Here is a 21,339-nt window from a genome sequence, read left to right as displayed (position 1 = left end):
TCGATCTTATTAATCACTCTACAAGGAAGGGCGGTATAAGAATACCGCTCTTCCTTGAGACGAGGTGCAGATATTTCGATAGGATTTGAACAGAATATCACTTAAATTAGGAGGTAAATTATGAAATCGGATAAAATATCAGAAGCCGTTGTTCGCAGACTTCCTGTGTACTTGCGTTTCTTGAATGATCTCCAGAAACGTGAAATATTAACCGTTTCCTCACAAGAACTAGGACAAAAACTTGATTTAAATCCTGCTCAAATTCGTAAAGATTTAGCTTATTTTGGAGACTTTGGTAGAAAAGGTATCGGGTATGACGTAACTTATCTTATTGAAAAAATCCGTCATATTCTGAAGCTGGATCAACAATTGAATGTGGCTTTAGTAGGTGCTGGTAACCTTGGACATGCATTATCTAATTACAATGCTTATCTGAAAGATACTATGAAGATTACCGCTATATTTGACTCCTATGCACCTAAGGTAGGGCGGAAAATCAACTCTCTTACCGTTCAACCGATGGAGGAGCTTGGTCAGACGGTTCGTGAGCAAGGTATTCGAATTGGGATAATTACTGTGCCTGATTCAGAAGCGCAGAATGTAGCAGATATTCTCATTGAGTCTGGCATTGAGGCGATTTTGAATTTTGCACCAGTGATTCTAAAAACACCATCGAATATCCGGGTTCATGCTGCCGATTTTACAACGGATTTGCAAAGCCTTGCTTATTATTTGAAAGACGGAAAGGAAGAAAGCGGAAATGAAGAGCAGTAAAACGATTATTAAGGGCGGGCGTTTTCTTATTCCGGGAACGGATGAGCCGGTTCTGAGCGGATATATGACTATTGAAGATGATTTGATCACTTACATAGGAAAAGAAGAACCTTTAATGGAAGATGATGTGCAAGTTGTTGATGGCAGTCGTCTGCTGTTTATGCCAGGTCTGGTAAACACACATGGCCATGCCGCAATGTCATTGCTTCGTGGTTATGGAGATGATTTAGCACTTCAGGTGTGGCTTCAAGAGAAGATGTGGCCGATGGAAGCGAAATTCACTGGAGAAGATGTATACTGGGGAACCTCCTTGTCGGTACTGGAAATGCTAAAAGGTGGTACTACAACCTTCTTGGATATGTATGATCATATGGATCGAGTAGCAGAGGTAGTCGAATTATCAGGCATCCGTTCCGTACTGATGAGAGGCGTAATCGGATTATGCCCAGAGGAAGTACAAAATCACAAGCTTGCGGAAGCGATTTCTTTTGCACGAAATTGGCATGGTAAGGCTGATGGTAGAATTACGACGATGATCTCGCCACACGCCCCATATACTTGCCCACCGGACTTCTTTGTTAAGTTTGTACAAGCGGCACATGATTTGGATTTACCGATGCATACCCATATGTCCGAGACCAAACGCGAAGTGGAGCAGAATGTGGTGGATTACGGACTTCGGCCTGTAGCGCATTTAGAGAAGCTTGGAATGTTCACACGTCCGTCTATTGTTGCACATGGCGTTCATTTGAATGATGAAGAGATCGAGATACTGGCTCGTCATGATGTAGGCGTGTCTCATAACCCAGGAAGTAATCTGAAACTGGCTAGTGGAGTGGCTCGGGTTACGGATCTTCTAAAGGCTGGTGTGAAGGTGTCACTGGGTACAGATGGTGCGGCAAGCAATAATAACCTGGATATGTTTGAAGAGATGCGTCTTGCAGCCCTCATCCATAAAGGTGTAAGTGGTGATCCGACGGCTGTCCCAGCTCCGGAAGCGCTGCGTATAGCTACAGAGTATGGCGCAAAGTCTATCTTTTTAAATGATGTGGGTAGACTCGCTGTTGGCATGAAAGCGGACTTTATCGCGATTGATATAGACCAGCCGCATTTGCTACCACACACAGATCTGTTGTCTCATGCTGTATACTCTGCCAGTGCCAAGGATGTTGAGCATGTATGGGTGAATGGTAAACAGGTTGTAAAACACGGAGAATGTGTAACGCTAGATGAGGAAGCAATCCGTCGTAAGGCACAAGAATCATTTGATGGACTGCTTAAACGGTAGTCTAAGATCATAACGAATAACTGAAAGGCTGTGACTTTCTGCGATTGCAAAGTTACAGCCTTTTGTGTTTCTGATAATTAGATCATTGAATTGGATATGAAACTTTGGATAAACACACAGGTGTGTTATATAATCAAAAAAGATATATTACTAGAAAGGGAGCTGTACCTTGAAGAAAAGGAAAAAATGGATCCTCCTGGGGTCAGTTCTGATTCTGCTCCTTCTGTTCGGACTTATCCAGTTCTATGCTTATATTATGAAAGATCAATGGAACGAGCGAGATATCGCTAAGGATGTCGCTAAAACCAGTGCTGGTCTGACAGAGGTAACCAAAGCGCAGAAATCCGTGTGGGATGAAAATGCGGTGTACTGGGTCTTAACAGGGAAGAATGAAGCCGGGACCGAGTTGATGGTTTGGGTACGTTTTACTGTAGACGGGAAGTTTGCTGAAGGAACCGACGCAGTATATGCTGAAGAACTAAGTAAAGGAACCTCTGAAGCGAAAATACGTAGCCTTATAAAAGCCGATCTTCCGGACATCAGCATTGAGCGGTTGTTGCCAGGAGTATATAACGGGGAGTATGCTTGGCAGCTTTTTTATAAACAAAGCGGTCGATATTATTATCAATTTTATCGGTTCTCAGATGGGGCTCGAATGGGTGAAGGTTACAGTTTACCTAGCCGTTAAATTAAACAAAAGCATTATAGGAGAAACAAGCGGACCATTTATGGTTCGCTTGTTTTTGTTCCGATGACATATTATTTGATATACTATAAGTATACGAAATGTGATATACTATAAGAGTAGTTTTTATATATTGGGATTTAAAGATTCATGCGAAAAAAGGCCTGTTAGTTAAGAGTAACAGCCCTTTTTTGTCGAATTAAATCAATAAATTTAATAAAATGGAAAGAATTAAAAAATAAAATTTTAAATATCTTCACACTTTTTTTCAATATAGTATATACACCTGTGATATACTACTGTTTGTAATTAGAACAGTGTTAGTAGAACGTCAGGCTCTGATGAGCTCTTAGCAGCTATGACTTTGGATCATTCTGTTTACATTTTTTCATCTTTGAGAGGAGGACGTTTCTTGAAATTACGTCTTGTACCTGTACTGATAACGTCTCTACTGTCGGCTATGCTATTATTCGGAGGATTCTTTTTGTATCGTCAGTTTGCTTTACAGGAACCGCTCCAAAAGATTGTAACCGGATTTGAGGGAGTAAATACTTCACATATTAGTATTAACCGCGATGAGGTCACTTTGAAACTTGATTTGCAGCCGGGCACGAATTTACGTGATCTAGTATCGTATGTATCCAAAGAAGGAAAATCAGTGATTGAAGGACGTAAACTTAAACTCGATGTGGAGCAAAATTCAAGTGAACTATTGGATGATTACTGGGATAAAGCGATGTTCTCTGTAGCTGAAGCCATGGAGAGCCGTAAATATACGATTATACCTACAGAACTTGATAGATTGAAACAGCAAAATACGGAATTTAAAGATGTGATAGCATCTACTGATATCGACGACAACAATGTGTACGTAAGCTTGAGTAATGGAAAAGAAAGCAAATTTATTATTTTGCCGCGAAAACCTGCGACCTTGGGGGTATGGAATAATGCCTAAGTACCTTAAAGAAATTTTACTCGGATTTATTCCTGTGCTGTTTATTTTCATGGCCTTTTTAGGTATTAATATATTCCCGATTGTTATAGCAGCTGGAATGCTTACTGCATTACTTATAATTGCTCATTTGCGTGGCGGGCTTACGGTGAACGCTGGTGCTGGAAAGAAACGCAAGAAGGAAGGACCTTCAAAGCTCACTTTTGAAGAAATAGGTGGCCAAGATAATGCGAAGCAAGAGCTTCGTGAGGCACTCGATTTTTTGATCCGGCATGAGGAGATCAGTAAATTTGGGATTCGTCCTTTGAAAGGGATTCTACTCACTGGCCCTCCAGGAACAGGTAAGACCCTTATGGCCAGAGCAGCTGCCCATTATACAAACTCTGTATTCGTGGCTGCATCAGGCAGTGAATTTGTAGAAATGTATGTTGGTGTCGGGGCCGGCCGGATCCGCGATTTGTTCAAGGATGCCCGTAACCGTGCTGTTAAGGAAAATAAACAGAGTGCCATTATTTTTATTGATGAAATTGACGTAATCGGCGGTAAACGTGAAGGCGGCCAGCAGCGTGAATATGATCAGACCTTGAATCAGCTGTTGACTGAGATGGATGGTATTTATAATAACGAAACTCCGCGTATTCTACTGGTAGCTGCAACAAACCGGAAAGAAATGCTTGATTCGGCATTGCTACGTCCTGGACGCTTCGACCGTCATATTCAAGTGGACATGCCTGACAAAAAGGGCCGCAAATCGATTCTCGAATTGCATGCGAAGAATAAGCCTCTTCATACAGAGGTGAGTCTCGACAAAATCGCTGAAGAAGCCTATGGCTTTTCCGGTGCTCAGCTTGAAAGTGTCATGAATGAGGCTGCGATTTATATGATGCGTGAGGACTTGACGAAAGTTGAGCAGCGGCATCTGTCGATGGCGATTGACAAGGTAATGATGGGTGAAAAAACGGATAGAGAAACAAATCATGAAGAGAAAAAGAGAGTCGCCATTCATGAATTGGGACATGCCATCATGGCAGAGCTCCTACGTCCCGGAAGCGTTAGTCAGGTTACGCTGACTCCGCGTGGGCAAGCCCTTGGTTATGTGCGACATAATCCTCAGCAAGAGCAGTATTTGTACACCAAAGATTATCTCGAAGATCAGATTATGATTGCACTTGGTGGAGCAGCTGCTGAAGAAATGTATTATGGTGGACGAAGCACAGGTTCACGCGGTGATTTCGATCAGGCGCTGAATATTGTGGAAACGATGATGAAGTCAGGTTTAACTTCGCTGGGTATCGCTAAGCTGGAAATGGTTACCACTGAAGAGCTTATGAAGGAAAATAGTAAGATATTGGATGAGTTGATGACACGCACTCGTGAGCACCTTGAAAAGCAACGAAATGTATTTGATTACTCTCTTGACATTTTAATGAAGGAAGAAGTACTCTCTGGAGAGCAATTTCGATGTCAATTTCGTGACAGCGTCCTTTTACCAGCATAAATATTTATGCTGGTTATTTTTTTTTACTTTTCAGGCATGCTAAGATATCATTATATGTCGGGCTTTATAAATTTTTGCGACAGACAAGGTACAATACAAAAGTATAGATACCTGAAAGGATGGAGACTTTTTTATGAATTTCAAAAAAATAGGTGTCATCGGCGGTGGCACAATGGGACAAGGTATTGCTGAAATGTTAGCAGCCAAAGGCCTGGATGTATTACTAGTGGAGAAAACCGCGGAGAAACTGGACTACTCTTACGAAATGATCGAGACAAGTCTAGATAAGCAACTGGAGAAATGGGCGATCACTCAAGCTGAGAAGAAGCTGATTCTTAGCCGCATTCAAAAAGTGACACATTTCGCGGAGCTCAGCTCTTGTGACATGGTTATCGAAACCATTGTTGAGGATTTGGAAGAAAAGAAAAAGATTTTGAATCAATTGGATCAAGTATGCCCGAACCACATTATTCTTGCCAGCAATACATCAACACTTAGCTTGACTGAACTTGCAAGTTCTACGATGTATCCGGAACGCGTGATCGGAATGCATTTCATATATCCTGTAGCTAAAGTGGATCTTGTAGAAATCGTACGTGGTCTGAAAACTTCAGATGCTACTTTTGAAGATACAAAATCCTTTGTTGATGAGATTGTTGAGAAAAAAGGTGTAATGATTTATGAATCCCCAGGATTTGTAACATCACGCCTCATTTGCTTGTTTATCAATGAAGCTATGCATGTGCTGCAAGAAGGCGTTGCCTCCGCACAGGATATTGACGATGCTATGCGTATTGGTTATCAATTCCAATATGGACCGCTTGAAATGGCTGACAGATTTGGCCTGGATTCGGTACTTGCGGCACTCGAAAATATGTTCCGTGAATACGGAGAACTGAAATACCGTCCTTCTACAATTCTTAAGAAGATGGTACGTGCAGGACAACTGGGTATGAAATCAGGAGAAGGCTTCTTCAAGTACGACAAGGATGGTGACCGTGTATGAATATTTTAGTTATTAACTCAGGTAGTTCTTCTTTGAAATATCAGCTGTATAACATGACCGATGAATCGGTTTTGGCTAAGGGTTTGGTTGAACGTATCGGGATGGATTCCTCCATTCTGAATCATAAACCTACTGGCAAAGCGGAAGTGACAGAAGTAAGTGAAATTCTGGAACATAATACTGCGATCCGCAAAGTCCTTGCTTGTCTTACAGACAAAGAGCATGGTGTAATTGAATCTATTAAAGAAATTGATGCTGTAGGTCACCGCGTAGTGCATGGTGGAGAGTTCTTCAAATCCTCCGCACTTGTGGATGCTGACGCAAAAACGAAAATTCGTCAATTGTTTGACCTTGCACCACTGCATAACCCAGCAGCAATGATGGGGATTACGGCTTCTGAAGTAAATATGCCAGGTGTACCGCAGGTTGTTGTATTCGATACTGCATTCCACCAAACCATGCCTGAAAAAGCTTATATGTACGCTATTCCTAGAGTATTGTACAATAAATATAAAGTTCGTCGTTATGGCGCACACGGTACATCACACGACTTCGTAAGCAAGGCTGCTGCGGAGTACTTGGAGCGTCCGCTGGAAGATCTGAAGATCATTACTTGTCATATCGGTAACGGCGGTAGTGTAACTGCAGTTCAAGGTGGAGTGTCCGTGGATACTTCCATGGGTATGACCCCTCTGGAAGGTTTGATGATGGGTACTCGTAGTGGTGATCTTGACCCAGCAATTGTCCCTTATGTGATGAACAAGGAAGAATTGTCCGTAGGCGAAGTTAACTCCATGTTGAATAAACATAGTGGTCTCTTAGCAATTTCGGGCGTAAGCAGTGACATGCGCGATATTATTGATGGTATGGAAAAAGGTGAGCCTAATTCCACACTAGCTTTTGAAATGTATGAGTACCGCTTGCGCAAGTATATCGGTTCATATACGGCTGCCATGAACGGTGTAGATGCGATCGTATTTACTGCCGGTGTTGGTGAAAATGCTTCATTGCTTCGTGAGAAACTGCTAAATAACCTTACGTTCCTGGGTATTGAGTTGGATGCTGAAGCTAACAAAGTTCGTTCCGGCGATCCACGTCGTATCTCTACGGAAGATTCCAAGGTACAAGTGCTAGTAGTTCCGACAAACGAAGAACTTGTCATTGCACGTGATACACACCGTATTGTGCAAGGAATTAACGGCTAAATTAGAGGAGAGATTGAAGGCATGGCTAACAAGAGTGTAATTAAGAACGTGAATGAACATGTTGGAGAGAGTGTTGTTATCGGTTGTTGGGTAAACAACAAGCGCTCCAGTGGTAAAATTCAGTTCCTCCAGCTTCGCGATGGTACAGGTTATATTCAGGGAGTTGTAGTGAAATCAGAAGTGCCTGAAGAGGTATGGGATGCAGCTAAGAGCCTCACACAGGAAAGCTCTTTGTATGTGACCGGAATTATCCGCGAGGAACCTCGCAGTCAATCTGGTTTTGAAATGACTGTAACTGGAATTGAAGTTCTGCATCTTACAGAGAATTATCCAATTACTCCGAAAGAGCATGGCGTAGATTTCTTGATGGATCACCGTCACCTCTGGCTGCGTGCCTCGAAGCAGCGGGCTGTTCTGGTAATTCGTGCGGAAATTATTCGTGCAATCCAACAGTTCTTCAACGAGAGTGGATTTACAAAGGTGGATCCTCCGATTCTGACGCCAACGTCAGCAGAAGGAACTACTAACTTGTTCCACACGAAGTACTTCGATGAGGACGCCTATCTAACACAAAGCGGACAGTTGTATATGGAAGCTGCGGCAATGGCACTAGGCCGTGTATATTCCTTTGGACCAACTTTCCGTGCAGAGAAATCTAAGACTCGTCGCCACTTAATTGAGTTCTGGATGATCGAGCCAGAAATGGCCTTTACAGATCACGAAGAAAGCTTGAAGGTTCAGGAAGAATTTATTAGCTTCGTAGTGCAATCTGTATTGAAGAATTGCCGTGCGGAGTTGGAAGCGGTAGGTCGCGATATTTCCAAGCTGGAGAATATCAAAGCACCATTCCCACGCATTACTTATGACGATGCGATCAAGTTCTTGAACGATAAAGGCTTTGAAGATATTGCTTGGGGTGATGATTTCGGTGCACCTCATGAAACAGCAATCGCAGAAGCATACGATAAACCTGTATTTATTACTCATTATCCTGCTTCTTTCAAAGCGTTCTATATGAAGCCAGATCCAAACCGTCCGGAAGTCGTACTGTGTGCGGATATGATCGCTCCAGAAGGCTACGGAGAGATTATTGGTGGTTCACAGCGGATCGATGATCCTGCGCTGCTTGAAGAGCGTTACAAAGAGCATAATCTTTCGATGGACTCTTACAAATGGTACATGGATCTGCGTACTTACGGATCTGTACCTCACTCTGGTTTTGGACTTGGACTTGAGCGTACTGTAGCTTGGATCTGTGGCCTTGACCATGTACGTGAGACTATTCCTTTCCCACGTACACTGTACCGTCTCTACCCATAAGTTCTTATATTTGAAGGGGGACGTTCATGGACGGCAAAGGATGGAGTACCTGGGGCGAAGGCGTCTCCTTCGGTCTGGAGAACGGAATGGCCGTCATACCTTACGCATTACTGAAGTATTACCGGAAGCTGAATTTAAGCGGAAGTGAAGCTATGCTGCTGATACATCTGCTTTCTTTCAGGCAGGTGGAAGGGATTGACTTCCCTTCTCTTGAGGAGCTTCAGGTTGTAACTGGCCGTAGCATATCTGTACTAGCAGGAGAGTTACAGAAGCTTATGAAGGAAGGTTTTATTAGCATCGATGGAGACAACGATGAGCTAAGAGACATCCATTATGAACGCTACAATTTCTCAGGGTTATACGGAAAGCTTGGTGCTTATCTAGCGACAGTTGTACAAGAGCATGAGCAAGATAAGCACGTAGGTGGCTATGCAACGTCGGCACCGCGGGCTGCTTCAGGGGGTGGATTCGGCGCAAAGCCCCCCTTATCTCCTTCTCAACTCGGGGCTGAAGAGGAAAGCCGAAATCTATTCAGTATTTTCGAAAAGGAATTCGGACGTCCGCTATCTCCAATGGAGTGTGAGACGATATCCAGTTGGGTGGATCAAGACCGGTATCCCGAGGAGCTGATTCTGTTAGCGCTGAAGGAATCTGTATTTGCAGGAAAGGTTCATTTCCGTTATATTGATCGAATATTGCTGGAATGGGCCCGCAACCGGGTCAAGAACGCTCAGGATGTAAAGAACTATACACAAAAATTCCGCAATGGCGGAAGATAGATAGATTAGGAGAGAACCGCACTGCTTTAGCCCATCGCTAAAGTCAGTGCGGTTCTTTTTAATATTTTTATAAAAAAATGCAGGGGTAGTTGTTATCGGGCGCGTCTATTGCTGTGGGAAGGAGGGGAGAGTCATTGAAGAAGAGGTATTAATCCAGCGGATTTGCCAAGGTAACGAGGATGCGTTCCGTCAATTTGTAAATACATACAGTCAGCAAATTTACAAAATTACTTATTCTGTATTACGCGATGTCAAAATGGCTGAAGATGCTGCTCAGGAAGCTTTTTTACAAATGTACAAATCTCTCCCTGACTACCGTTATCAAGGCTTAAAGTCATGGATTACACGGATCGCCTTAAATAAGGCAATTGATGCGAAACGTAAACGTGATCGACTTAGGGAACTTCCTGTTGACTATGAGCTTGTACTGAGCCAGACCGCTTCCAACGAAGAGGATGTGTTGTCAGGTGTTATACGCCGTGATCGGATGGATCGGCTGCTCGGTGAAATCAATAGCCTGCCTGAAACTCATCGTGAAATTATGGTGGCTTATTATCTGGAACATAAAAAATATGATCAGATTGCTGCAGAGCAGGGAATTTCCCTGAAGACGGTAGAGTCCAGATTGTATAGGGCGAGACAATGGATCCGAAATCATTGGAAGGAGGACGAATGGCTATGATGAAGCGTGGAGACGATCTAATCCAACGGGAACAAGCAAAATCTTATATTGAAGGTCACATGGACGAGGCGACCAGAGAAGATTGGGAACAGTTGCTGCTGGAAGATACGGAAAGTTTTACTTCATACATGGAAATGTTGGATGAGCTACAGGAGGATCTGCCTTCATTGGAGAATTCGTCTATTTTTACAGAGAGGGTTATGGCAGATTGGGCTAGTATGACGGAATCGTCAGCAGCATTGGAACAAGTGACGGTTGAAGAAGGGGTACGGCGATATCGCTGGTATGAAAAGACAATCTTTCATTATGCGGTTGCCGCGTCACTTACGCTGTTGATTATGACATCTGGTATGTTTGATAAGCTGCACACAGGTCAAATGGAGCTTATGATCCCTAAAAAAGATAATTCCCCATCATTTAGCGAGCAAGTCATACAGGCAACTAGCGGATGGTTGGATCAGCTAATGGGCAGCAGAAAGTGATGAGAGGAGAAATGAAATATGCAACAGCAGCGTAGTAAATTAAAAGCTTTTTTTCTTAATTTGATTCCTGGAGCAGGTCATTATTATATGGGAAAACGCCCACAGGGAATTGTTTATCTTCTGTTAAGCTTTGGCATCTTATTTATGTCATTCTTAATAGCTGTGGCTGAAGGTGCCGAGGATATTCTATTAATGGGTGTGATAGGGTTCCTACTTATTGGGACGGTTTCGATGGTGCATCTGGTGGTTAAAATGCTCCAGATGCCTGCTCCGGCAATGACTCCAGATGGATCGAATTTTGATTTTTCTTCAATGCCCGCTAAGACAGACGATAATGAGCGTGTACATGTAATTTTATTATCGTTCATTCCAGGATTGGGTCATTTTCATATGGGGTTGATGCAGCGAGGATTGTCTTTCCTCATTTCTTTCTTCGGTTTTATGACCGTGATGTTATTCCTGGCAGGGATTACGTCAAGTGATGTTTTCCTTCTCCTGTTTGGCGTATTACCAGTGATTTGGTTATATTGTATGTTTGATGCGGTTCAGTTAATCCATCGTAAGCAAGCTGGAGAAGAAATGGTAGATCGTACTCTATTCGAAGAGATGGAGGCTGGTCGTGAGGAGGGGCGCCGTAGCAAAGTTTTGGCTACATTGCTTTCTGCCTTTCCGGGTGCCGGACAAATGTATCTAGGGCTGCAAAAAAGAGGATTACAGCTCATGCTGCTATTTCTAGGGAGTATTTATGTCATGGATCTACTGCGTTTAACGCTGCTATTCTTCCTCATTCCAGTCATTTGGTTTTACAGTTTGTTCGATGGCTTACAGCTTGTCAGCCGACATGGACGTGAACCTTTACAGGATAAGCCAGTCATAGAAGGATTTTTAAATCATCAAGGATGGCTTGGAGCTGCTCTGATGTGTCTAGGACTGTATTACATTGTAGTTAATGTCGCAGTTCCTGCGCTTGATATCAGATTTCCTGGATGGCGTTTAGAGTATATAGTCAATGAATATTTCAGGACCTTTATCGTATCTGTGCTGTTGATTGGCGGTGGTTTGAAGCTGATGGCGGGAAGCAAGAACAATAAAGGGAGAAAAGGGACAGGTGGTCATTCTTGAATAATCCGACAGAATTACAGCAAGGAGTTAATGTTTCAAGTGAGCGTCCGGTTGCTGAAGATAAATCAAGACGCTGGCGTGTGGGAACGTTGTCGATGGGATTGAGCCTTTTATTTCTGGGAGCACTAATCATGGTCTCGCAGTGGAGGGGCGCCGAAGTGTTTGAGACGACGCTTGCTTGGTGGCCGATCATTTTTATATTATTAGGCTTAGAAATTGTGATATACACTTTATGGTTTCGTGGAAAAGGAAAAATGTATTATGATGTGCTAAGCGTTCTGTTCGTAGGGTTTATAGCTGTATGTTGTCTGGTTTTTGCGGGATTTAGTTCTTTAGGATTAACACAGGAATTTCGCCGTACCGTTTCAGCTGTGCAAGAAAGTTACGCATTGCCAGATTGGAAGGGAGCCGTTCCAAAGGGCGTTAGTACCATCATTATCCAAGCTGCAGAGCCTTATGGGATTAAAGTAGATCAAACGGGTGGAAACGAGCTGAATGTATTCGGGAGTTATTCTTCAAATAAAGGAAAGCTACAAGAAGCACAAGAACAACAGCTGCTTCAAACTAAGCATGTTGGGAATACGCTATACATCATTTTAGGGGAAACTCCTAGAGATCTGCTATTCGATAATTCTAGGAACACGCTGGACGTGACTGTTGGGGCTCCGGCTAATGTTAAAGTGATTGTTCGAGATACTTATGGAAATGTTGTAACGGGCTAATCATGGCCTTAAATTGAAAAAAAAGATCGCTTCCTGACCAATGTGGTATGGGAAGCGATCTTTTTATTTTACGAATGCAGCTCTTTCTCAAGCGCAGCGCCCATTTCACGGGAACGTTCGGCACAGCGATTTACTGCCGCGATGACAGTTTCGAAAAATTCTCCCTGCTCGAGTACTTCTATCGCTGCTAGTGTAGAGCCATTCGGGGATGTGACCTTTTTACGAAGTGCAGCTGGATCCTCGCCCGTCTGTTGTACCATTCTAGCAGCGCCAAGAACCGTTTGAACGGTTAACTCCGTGCTTTGATCAAGCGGCAGTCCGCCCCGTATACCGGAAGCGATCATTGCCTCCATCATATAATAAATATAGGCAGGCCCACTGCCGGAGATACCCGTTAAGGTCTCCATGCGTTCTTCATCAATGACTGTTGTTAGTCCGACAGCTTCAAAGATGTTGAGTGCTAGGCGTCGTCCTTTCTCATCTACTTCTTTGGAAAAGGCTATGCCAGTGGCACCAAGACCTATGGAACTAGAAGTATTCGGCATAGTACGGACGATGGGTTGCTCTTTGCCAAGCAGACCTTGCATCGTTCGAATGGACAGCCCAGCAATTACAGAGACTATGATCTGATCAGGTGAGAGAAGTGGGCTGAGTCCCCGAAGTGCTTCTGCAGCGTCTTTTGGTTTCATAGCCAACACGATTACTGGTGAGTTCCGTAGGTAATCTGTTTTTTGTTCAGGATCATTTGTACCGATTACACCGTAACGACTTCTTAGTTCTGCCAGACGTTCACTACTGCTACGGTTAAGCATAATAACATTATCGGATTTTACGATACTACGGCTAATCATCCCGCGAACGATGGCTTCTGCCATAGAGCCTGCGCCATAAAATACAATATTATGATTCATAAGTGGAATGGAAGGTTGCTGACACATGGCTCAAAATCCTCCTAAAAGTGGTGTAATTAAAAACGGATGCATGGACACTAACCCCGAATTTGACCTGTTCCGTAAATCTTATATTTGGTTGAAGTAAGAGCAGGCAGACCCATCGGTCCACGGGCATGGAGTTTCTGTGTACTAATGCCGATCTCTGCACCAAATCCAAATTCAAAGCCGTCTGTGAAGCGGGTTGAAGCATTGTAGTAAACAGCTGCAGCATCAACCTCCTGTAAGAAGCGTGAAGCGTTATCCGGATCTTCAGTTACGATACATTCCGAGTGCTTCGTGCCATACTGGGCGATATGCTGCATAGCTTCGTCTAAATCGCTGACGATTTTGATATTCAAGATATAATCATTATATTCAGTAGCATAGTCCTCTAATGTTGCAGGTAATGCCCATGGAACAAAGGATAATGTTTCCTGGCAGCCACGTAATTCAACGTTAACATCACGGAAAGCTTCGGCCAAAGAAAGCAGATACTCGTTTGCGTAATCCTTATGAACGAGTAGCGTCTCCATGGAATTGCAAACTGAAGGGCGCTGTGCTTTGGCATTCAGACTAATGTTCTGAGCCATTTCTGGCAAAGCGCTTGCGTCGAGATAAGTATGGCAGATGCCTGCACCCGTTTCAATGACGGGCACGGTTGCGTTAAGCACAACATTTTGAATCAGAGAACTTCCTCCGCGAGGGATAATCACGTCAAGTAGTCCGTTGAGCTTAAGCATTTCATCAACGGAGGAACGGTTGGGATCTTCGATCAACTGTAGCGCATTTTTCGGCATTGAAGTATTTGCTAGAGCGTTGTGAAGAACCTCGACAATTTGTCGGTTGGAGGACAGGGCGGAGGAGCCACCACGCAACACAACAGCGTTACCAGTCTTTAGACACAGACCAGCGGCATCAACAGTTACGTTTGGACGTGCTTCATAGATGATGCCGATGACACCGAGTGGAACACGGAGTTTCTGGATGTTGAGACCATTTGGACGTTCAATAGTTTCTAGCGTGTCACCAATTGGATCAGGTAATACAGCGATTTGTTGAAGTCCTTCTGCGATACTGTTAATTCGGCCTACATCTAACGCTAGTCGATCAAGCATGGACTCGGGAGTACCACTTAAGCGTCCGCGTTCCAGATCTTCCCGGTTGGCAGCAATGATAGCTGGAGCTTCACGACGCAGCGCATCAGCCATAACTAAGAGTGCTTCATTTTTTTGGCCGGTAGTTAGACTCGCTAATACTCCGGTGGTTTCCTTGGCTAATTTTGCTTTATTGACAACTTCACTCATGACGATTCCTCCTTAATTTTATATGGGCAAAATTTTTACCTCAATGTAATCCATTCGTCACGGTGAATGACCTCCAGCCGGTGTACTTCTCCCAGCTTCGGTACAATCTGACGGCTGGGTAAACCTTGAATACTGCGCAGCTGAGTGTCATCGTAATTCACAATCCCGCGTCCCAGCAATTTGGAGTCTGGTCCAAGGACTTCTACAACATCCCCAGCGTGAAAGTTACCTTCGATCTGTTTGACGCCGACAGGCAGCAGACTATGACCGCCATGAAGCAGCGCTTCAACGGCGCCTTCGTCAACGTACAGGGAGCCGAGTGGGGTGGACATGAAGCCAAGCCATTGCTTTTTAACAGGTAAAGAAGATAACTTGGTTGCAAAATAAGTACCTCGGCCCGAGCCTGTCGCTGCGAGTTGTAAATCCCCTGGTTCGGTAGCTCTCCCAACAAAGACGGGCACACCGCCTCGTGTAGCGATCTTGGCAGCATCGATTTTTGAACGCATGCCACCTGTCCCCACACTAGAGCCAGCTCCACCAGCAATAGCATAAATCTCCGGCGTAATATCATCAACGAACTGATAGCGAACAGCGTCGGGATGTTTCCGAGGATCTCCACTATATAAGCCATCCATGTCAGTTAAGACGAGCAATCTGGTGGCTTTCAGCAGGTTAGCTACCAGCGCGGACAAAGTATCGTTATCACCGAATTTTAACTCATCAACGGAGACGGTGTCATTCTCGTTAAATACGGGTACCGCTCCTAGGCGAAGCAGCTCTTCTACCGTCATCATCGCGTTGTTCATAGCTCTGCGACTACAAAAGTCGGTACGGGTTAGTAGGATCTGTGCTGTGGTTATTCCATGCTCGGCAAAAGCTTCCTGATATGCCTGCATGAGCAGTACTTGGCCTACAGCAGCAGCTGCTTGCTTCTCATGCAGCAGCTTCGGACGTGTAGGATAACCGATACTGCGAAAGCCTGCGGCTACAGCACCGGAGGTTACTAATAACACCTCGCAGCCGTTTCTCTTCAATTCGGCAATCTCTGAAGCGAAGAATGACACGGCTTCGCGATTCAATCCGCCTTCTGTTCCAGTCAGTGAGCTGCTGCCTATTTTGACTACGATTCGTGTCGTCATATCTGTTCACTTCCTCAGTATTTTTATAGATGCTGAAAACGACAAAAAGCCCCCATCCTTAGACTTAGCAAAGGACGAAAGCTTGTAAACTTCCGCGGTACCACCTTCATTGATGAGGGATCATCCGACTTCATTCTCGTAACGGGAGGATCCGTCCTGCTTAGCACAGGCCGCTCGGGGGTAGGATTCGGAACGAAAACCGCGGTAAATTCTTTCAGCCTGTCGGAATTTACTCTCTAGGCGCGGTTAGACTCATTCTTACTGGTCCCGTCTGCACGTTTCACTTATTTTCAATAGAATACCATGGAGATGGTTGCTTTGCAAAGGAAAAACGAAGGAACTATTTCTCGCATTAGAAAGCTTTGATTATTCTGTTTAACCTCTAAGTAAAGGTATAATCTGTTACCAAGAGGTGGATTAAATTGACTAAAGACAACAATCCTGAGCAGGCGCAGAATCAAGATCTAAACGAAAAAGCAGAGTTCCAGAATAGTGTAACTCGTGAATTTGTGGAAGATCATACAGGGACACCTAACGATAATGGGCCAGTTAATGAAAGTGTGGCTCGGTGTCAGATGATCAGAGCGGCCTTCCAAGGGTCTATTCTTCGGTTAATTCAGATACCGTAGATTTAAATGTTTCTACAAAAGCCTTAGCGGCTTTAGATAAATAACGTCCGCGTCGATAGGCTACGACAAGTGTTCGGCTAGGGGCAGGATCAGTGAGCGGTAAGTAGACAGGGACGAATTCACTCCGCGGTGCACGGGCAATAAAATGAGGCACAAGAGTTACACCCATTCCAGTGGCGACCAGTGACTGAACTGTTTCCATGTTATTGCTCTCAAAAACAATTTTTGGTTCGAAGCCAGCGTTTCGGCACAGATCCATAGTCATTTTACGGAAGCCTTGGCCTTCTTTAAGTACGATAAATGGCTCGTCCTTTAGTTCTTCCAAAGAGGTCTTAGTTCCATCTAAGCTACGTTTAGCTAGCGGGTGTTCGGGTGGGACTGCAAGATCGATCCTTTCCTCACCCAGTTCTTCGTAAGCAAGTGCCGGAATTTCGAGCGGCAATGAGAGCAGGCTTAAATCAGTCTGACCACTCGCAGTGAGCTTCTCTAGGTTCATGGAGGAGTCTTCGAGCAGAGTGATTTCTACTTCCGGGTAATTTTGTTTAAAAACCGGAAGCACATGCGGCAGTAAATGTGCACCAGTGATCGGCATACTGCCTACAACGACGCGCCCGGTACGCAGTTCAGAAATATCAGACATTTCTTGTCGCAGCAGTTCTACGCCATCAATGATGATTTGGGCTTGCTCTACGAATTTAGATCCAGCATAGGTCAGTTCAACAGAGCTGGTATTTCGCTGGAACAGCATTACACCGAGCTCTTTTTCCAGCTTGGAAAGCTGCTGACTGAGTGATGGTTGGGCAATGTGCAGCTTGTCCGCTGCACGGGAGAAGTTTTTTTCGGCTGCGATTTGCAGTACATATTGTAGTTGTCTCAGTTCCATGTATAAACTCCTTTGGGAGATTGTTTTTACTTATAAGTATAACCTATGAAACTGAAGTTTTATATAGGTTCGCATGTAAGTTCGTGCACGAACGCACTGACCGGCAAATAGGAAGGTGTGGTTTACCAGTATTCGCTGGAGTCCTTTATGTTTGCCGGTCTAATTTTGATGCTACGCTATTACGTCTTACTATACTTTGCGGGCTGGAGAGATGCTTTGAGGGTTGTTAAATATATTTCCCGGGTCATATTTAGCTTTGACTCTCCGTAATCTAGGATAGTTCGCTCCATAATATACTGGTCCGGAATTTTTAATTCCCTGGTCTGGAACGTTGATGTAGCTCCCCACGATAAATGGCTGCAGTTTCCGACGTGTATTTCGTACTACGAATATATTTCTGGCAGCTTCCGATTTCTTGATCCATGAGCTATTCCACTCAACATAGAATTTCGCTTTACGCCAGTAAAAGGCTGTAGATTTGGGTGACTTACGGCTCACAGCTCCACCCCAGTTGAGGAAAAAGAAACCTGCGAATTCTCCCTCCACTTTCTCTAAGAATTCACGCATGGACTTAATTGCCTTGTCCGGGAAGGGTTTTCTTACGAAACCGCTGGAGAACTGGTTGCTGACTCTTTGAGTTAGCACTGGATCAGGCGCTAACATAAAACTCACTACTTTTGTATAGGGCATAGAGCGGATGATTTGATTCGTAGGCGTTCCAACGCTCGTAACGGGCTTTAAGAGGCGGGAAGCCTCTGCCTTTGATCCGAGGAACAGCCCCGTCATAGTGACATTTCCGCCTTTTTTCGGACCAATGGATAATTCACTGCCCAGTTTGGTATTAACGCAAGGAGCCCAGAGTTGCCAAGCTTTGAATACCTTCTCGAACTGATCCCAAGGCCAGGTGATACGAAAAACGGTAGCCGAAGCTGGAGCAGGACGTACTTTGAATTTGTAACTGGTGTAAACTCCGAAATTCCCCCCGCCACCTCCGCGGGAAGCCCAGAGGAGATCAGAGTTACTATTCTTATTGGCACGAATAATTTTCCCTTTGGCATCAACCATTTCGAGTTCGATTAGATTATCACTAACAAGGCCCACGGTTCGCTGGAGCGGCCCGATACCCCCGCCTAGGGTGATGCCTCCGATTCCAACCGTAGGGCTATCGCCGAATGGAGCCATATATCCTTGCCCAGCAAGCGTGTGTGCAATTCTCCCCACAGTATTTCCGGTACCCACAACAACAGTTCCTGATTTTTTATTTAGTTTGATTTTCTTCATTTCACTTACATCGATGACGATTCCTCCGGTGACCTGTGAAAGATTAACCTCCAGAGAATGTCTACCGCTTCTTGCACGGATGGGGACTTTATTCTCGTTAGCCCATTTTATGGCGTTCGCAACATCTTGTGTTTTTTGTGCGAAAACAAACACTTTCGGGAATTTGTCAGTATGCGGATCCCAATTCTTACGTGCCGTTTCATACCCTTGATCACCTTTGAAAATAACTCGCCCGGTAAGTCTCGTTCCTGACCTCAATTGTTCCAACTCCTTCTGCGCTAACAAATGCACTGCATTTCAACAACCAGGACCCGATATAGTATGAAGGGCATTCGTCTAAGGAGTGGGCTGACTAGGGTCTCAGCATAAAAATCATCTTCAATTTATAGGTTAAACCTATCACTTCTATAGATATCATATCTTGGAATTATAAAGATGGTGATGTTATATTTAGATCATTCAAGAGAGACTCCACGCTCTCTTCCAATGAACGATTCTATTAATGAGGTGAAATTATGAGCAACAAGACAATGTTTGAAAAGATTTGGGATAATCATGTTATTCATCAAGAGGAAGGTAAACCTAGCATTATTTATATCGATCTGCATTTGGTTCATGAAGTAACTTCTCCACAAGCTTTCGAAGGACTTCGCCTCAGTAACCGCAAGGTCCGCCGTCCTGAGCTGACTTTCGCTACAATGGATCACAACGTTCCTACCAAGGATCGTTTTAACATTAAGGATCCAATTTCCAAGCAGCAAATTGATACACTTTCTAAAAACTGTGCTGATTTTGGAGTTAGATTGTTCGACCTGAATGATATCGATCAAGGCGTTGTACACGTAATGGGACCTGAGATCGGTTTGACGCACCCTGGTAAAACTATCGTTTGCGGTGACAGCCATACCTCCACACATGGAGCATTTGGTGCGCTGGCTTTTGGTATCGGTACTAGTGAAGTTGAACATGTAATGGCTACCCAATGTTTGCAGCAATCCAAAGCTAAGACTATGGAAGTTCGTTTCACAGGTAAACGCAATCCTGGTGTAACAGCAAAGGATATGATCCTTGGTGTTATTGCTAAGTATGGTACTGATTTTGCAACAGGTTATGTAATTGAATACACAGGTGAAGCTATTCGTGAGCTGTCGATGGAAGAACGTATGACCGTCTGCAACATGTCGATCGAAGGTGGAGCAAGAGCAGGTTTGATCGCTCCTGACGAAACTACTTTTAACTATCTGCGTGGACGTCAATATGTGCCGCAAGGCGAAGCATATGACGCTGCTGTTGAAGGATGGAAGAGTCTTGTTAGTGACGAAGGTGCTCAGTATGATACGGTGGTTGAATTCGATGTGGAGACATTGATTCCACAAGTGACTTGGGGTACTAGCCCGGGCATGGGTACAGATATCAACTCTAGCGTGCCAAATCCGGCTGACTTTACCACTGAAAATGAACGCAAAGCTGCTGAAAAAGCGCTTGAATATATGGATTTGACTCCTGGAACTCCTATTTCTGAAATTCCAATTGATTATGTATTTATCGGTTCTTGTACTAACGGACGGATCGAAGATTTGAGAGCGGCAGCCGTGGTAGCAAAAGGCCATAAAGTCTCTGACAAGGTTACTGCCATTGTTGTTCCTGGATCTGGTCGTGTTAAAATGCAGGCTGAGAAGGAAGGGCTTGATAAAGTCTTTACTGACGCGGGCTTTGAATGGCGCGAAGCGGGATGCAGCATGTGCCTTGCGATGAACCCTGATGTACTGCAACCTGGGCAACGCTGTGCATCTACCTCGAACCGTAACTTTGAAGGACGTCAAGGTCGCGGTGGACGCACGCATCTGGTATCCCCAGCTATGGCTGCTGCAGCTGCGATAAAAGGCCGTTTCACTGATGTACGTGATTGGAACTATAAGACGGAAGCTGTCAGCTCATAGAACTAGAGAGAACACGGGAGGATAAAACTATGGATGCTTTTAAAAAATTAACAGGAATTGTTGCACCAGTAGATCGGGTGAATGTAGATACGGATGCTATTATCCCAAAGCAGTTCTTGAAACGGATTGAACGGACAGGATTTGGACAATTTTTGTTCTACGAATGGCGTTTTGATGAAGCTGGTAACGATAACGCTGCCTTTGAAATGAATAAGCCACGCTATAAAGGTGCTTCTGTCTTGATCTCACGTGCTAACTTTGGCTGTGGTTCCTCACGGGAACATGCACCTTGGGCGATTATGGATTATGGGTTCAGAGTTGTCATTGCACCTTCTTATGCAGATATCTTCTACAACAACTGCTTTAAGAATGGCATTTTGCCGATCAAGCTTTCGGAAGAGCAAGTGGATGAGCTGTTTAATCGGACAGCCGAGCATGATGGCTACCAATTGACCGTGGATCTTGAGAGCAATACACTTCACGATGAATTTGGACTGAGCATCAGCTTTGATCTGGATGAGCACCGTCGTCAGTTCTTGCTGCAAGGTCTGGATGATATCGGATTAACCCTTCAGCATGCAGATGAAATTGCTGCGTATGAAGAGCGTCATGCGGCTAAGTTATTCTCTTAATAATAGGATATAACTGGTTTGATTCTTAACTTTTACAAAAATTACGCAAAACTTCTATTTCCGGGTGTCGGAAATAGAAGTTTT

General features: G+C 44.3%; 21 protein-coding genes. 16 read left to right on the top strand and 5 right to left on the bottom strand.

The genetic code is table 11. The features are described from left to right. The first annotated feature begins 120 nt into the window (after positions 1-120). The 13 genes from MHI27_RS21315 to MHI27_RS21255 all read left to right on the top strand — a co-directional run bounded on the left by MHI27_RS21315 (position 121) and on the right by MHI27_RS21255 (position 12,515). On the top strand, positions 121-774 hold the full coding sequence (locus tag MHI27_RS21315; RefSeq protein ID WP_076284581.1) for a redox-sensing transcriptional repressor Rex: 654 nt from the start codon (positions 121-123) through the stop codon (positions 772-774). Then, positions 761-2,062 (top strand): amidohydrolase, encoded by a 1,302-nt coding sequence (locus tag MHI27_RS21310; protein WP_341128785.1) that lies wholly within the window; start codon positions 761-763, stop codon positions 2,060-2,062. The genes MHI27_RS21315 and MHI27_RS21310 overlap by 14 nt, the downstream gene beginning before the upstream one ends. A gap of 169 nt (positions 2,063-2,231) precedes the next feature. Further along, positions 2,232-2,750, top strand: a complete 519-nt coding sequence (locus MHI27_RS21305; RefSeq protein ID WP_405174676.1) for a DUF5590 domain-containing protein — start codon at positions 2,232-2,234, stop codon at positions 2,748-2,750. A gap of 409 nt (positions 2,751-3,159) precedes the next feature. After that, complete coding sequence (locus MHI27_RS21300; RefSeq protein ID WP_042190109.1) at positions 3,160-3,702, top strand: hypothetical protein; 543 nt, start codon at positions 3,160-3,162, stop codon at positions 3,700-3,702. Continuing rightward, positions 3,695-5,197 carry an AAA family ATPase gene (locus MHI27_RS21295; protein ID WP_405174675.1) on the top strand — a complete coding sequence of 501 codons (1,503 nt, stop codon included), beginning with the start codon at positions 3,695-3,697 and terminating at the stop codon, positions 5,195-5,197. The genes MHI27_RS21300 and MHI27_RS21295 overlap by 8 nt, the downstream gene beginning before the upstream one ends. 133 nt (positions 5,198-5,330) lie before the next feature. Next, on the top strand, positions 5,331-6,203 hold the full coding sequence (locus MHI27_RS21290) for a 3-hydroxyacyl-CoA dehydrogenase family protein (RefSeq protein ID WP_042129488.1): 873 nt from the start codon (positions 5,331-5,333) through the stop codon (positions 6,201-6,203). Then, positions 6,200-7,408 (top strand): acetate/propionate family kinase, encoded by a 1,209-nt coding sequence (locus MHI27_RS21285; protein WP_042190106.1) that lies wholly within the window; start codon positions 6,200-6,202, stop codon positions 7,406-7,408. The genes MHI27_RS21290 and MHI27_RS21285 overlap by 4 nt, the downstream gene beginning before the upstream one ends. Positions 7,409-7,429: 21 nt before the next feature. Next, positions 7,430-8,728 carry an asparagine--tRNA ligase gene (gene asnS, locus MHI27_RS21280; RefSeq protein ID WP_036676308.1) on the top strand — a complete coding sequence of 433 codons (1,299 nt, stop codon included), beginning with the start codon at positions 7,430-7,432 and terminating at the stop codon, positions 8,726-8,728. 26 nt (positions 8,729-8,754) lie between these two features. Next, positions 8,755-9,507, top strand: coding sequence for a DnaD domain protein (locus MHI27_RS21275; protein ID WP_405174674.1), 753 nt, complete (start codon positions 8,755-8,757; stop codon positions 9,505-9,507). A 94-nt stretch (positions 9,508-9,601) separates the two neighbouring features. Next, a complete protein-coding gene (locus MHI27_RS21270; protein ID WP_179085770.1) occupies positions 9,602-10,189 on the top strand; it encodes an RNA polymerase sigma factor in 588 nt (195 codons plus the stop codon). Next, positions 10,186-10,671, top strand: coding sequence for a hypothetical protein (locus MHI27_RS21265; protein WP_052404371.1), 486 nt, complete (start codon positions 10,186-10,188; stop codon positions 10,669-10,671). Before MHI27_RS21270 ends, MHI27_RS21265 begins: the two co-directional genes overlap by 4 nt. A gap of 18 nt (positions 10,672-10,689) precedes the next feature. Continuing rightward, positions 10,690-11,793 carry a hypothetical protein gene (locus MHI27_RS21260; RefSeq protein WP_405174673.1) on the top strand — a complete coding sequence of 368 codons (1,104 nt, stop codon included), beginning with the start codon at positions 10,690-10,692 and terminating at the stop codon, positions 11,791-11,793. Beyond that, a complete protein-coding gene (locus tag MHI27_RS21255) occupies positions 11,790-12,515 on the top strand; it encodes a hypothetical protein (protein WP_052404370.1) in 726 nt (241 codons plus the stop codon). The genes MHI27_RS21260 and MHI27_RS21255 overlap by 4 nt, the downstream gene beginning before the upstream one ends. A 68-nt stretch (positions 12,516-12,583) precedes the next feature. On the opposite strand, the gene proC is transcribed toward MHI27_RS21255, so the two are convergent. The 3 genes from proC to proB are packed head-to-tail and all read right to left on the bottom strand — an operon-like array spanning position 12,584 to position 15,890. Beyond that, positions 12,584-13,453, bottom strand: a complete 870-nt coding sequence (proC, locus tag MHI27_RS21250; RefSeq protein WP_405174672.1) for a pyrroline-5-carboxylate reductase — start codon at positions 13,451-13,453, stop codon at positions 12,584-12,586. A 50-nt stretch (positions 13,454-13,503) separates the two neighbouring features. Continuing rightward, positions 13,504-14,751, bottom strand: coding sequence for a glutamate-5-semialdehyde dehydrogenase (locus tag MHI27_RS21245; RefSeq protein ID WP_405174671.1), 1,248 nt, complete (start codon positions 14,749-14,751; stop codon positions 13,504-13,506). A 35-nt stretch (positions 14,752-14,786) separates the two neighbouring features. Next, on the bottom strand, positions 14,787-15,890 hold the full coding sequence (gene proB / locus MHI27_RS21240) for a glutamate 5-kinase (protein WP_042190091.1): 1,104 nt from the start codon (positions 15,888-15,890) through the stop codon (positions 14,787-14,789). A gap of 422 nt (positions 15,891-16,312) precedes the next feature. Between proB and MHI27_RS21235 the strand changes: the two genes are divergently transcribed. Continuing rightward, positions 16,313-16,519, top strand: a complete 207-nt coding sequence (locus MHI27_RS21235; RefSeq protein WP_076284589.1) for a hypothetical protein — start codon at positions 16,313-16,315, stop codon at positions 16,517-16,519. Here MHI27_RS21235 and MHI27_RS21230 read toward each other — a convergent pair. Both MHI27_RS21230 and MHI27_RS21225 read right to left on the bottom strand, forming a co-directional pair. Next, positions 16,491-17,402, bottom strand: a complete 912-nt coding sequence (locus MHI27_RS21230) for a LysR family transcriptional regulator (protein WP_076284590.1) — start codon at positions 17,400-17,402, stop codon at positions 16,491-16,493. The genes MHI27_RS21235 and MHI27_RS21230 overlap by 29 nt on opposite strands. 189 nt (positions 17,403-17,591) lie before the next feature. Continuing rightward, positions 17,592-18,941: an FAD-binding oxidoreductase gene (locus tag MHI27_RS21225; RefSeq protein ID WP_405174670.1), complete on the bottom strand. Its 1,350-nt coding sequence runs from the start codon at positions 18,939-18,941 to the stop codon at positions 17,592-17,594. A gap of 257 nt (positions 18,942-19,198) precedes the next feature. Here MHI27_RS21225 and leuC point away from each other — a divergent pair, with 257 nt between their 5' ends. After that, the gene (gene leuC, locus MHI27_RS21220) at positions 19,199-20,623 is read left to right on the top strand and encodes a 3-isopropylmalate dehydratase large subunit (RefSeq protein ID WP_042190084.1); all 1,425 of its coding nucleotides are present in this window, start codon (positions 19,199-19,201) and stop codon (positions 20,621-20,623) included. 29 nt (positions 20,624-20,652) lie between these two features. After that, the gene (gene leuD, locus MHI27_RS21215) at positions 20,653-21,255 is read left to right on the top strand and encodes a 3-isopropylmalate dehydratase small subunit (protein ID WP_042190082.1); all 603 of its coding nucleotides are present in this window, start codon (positions 20,653-20,655) and stop codon (positions 21,253-21,255) included. Positions 21,256-21,339 lie beyond the last annotated feature (84 nt).

The organism is Paenibacillus sp. FSL H8-0261 (genome assembly GCF_045040645.1).
Taxonomy (GTDB): domain Bacteria; phylum Bacillota; class Bacilli; order Paenibacillales; family Paenibacillaceae; genus Paenibacillus_AQ.
The sequence above is the reverse complement of the archived record's forward strand: the minus strand, read 5'-3'. Positions and strand labels throughout refer to the sequence as shown.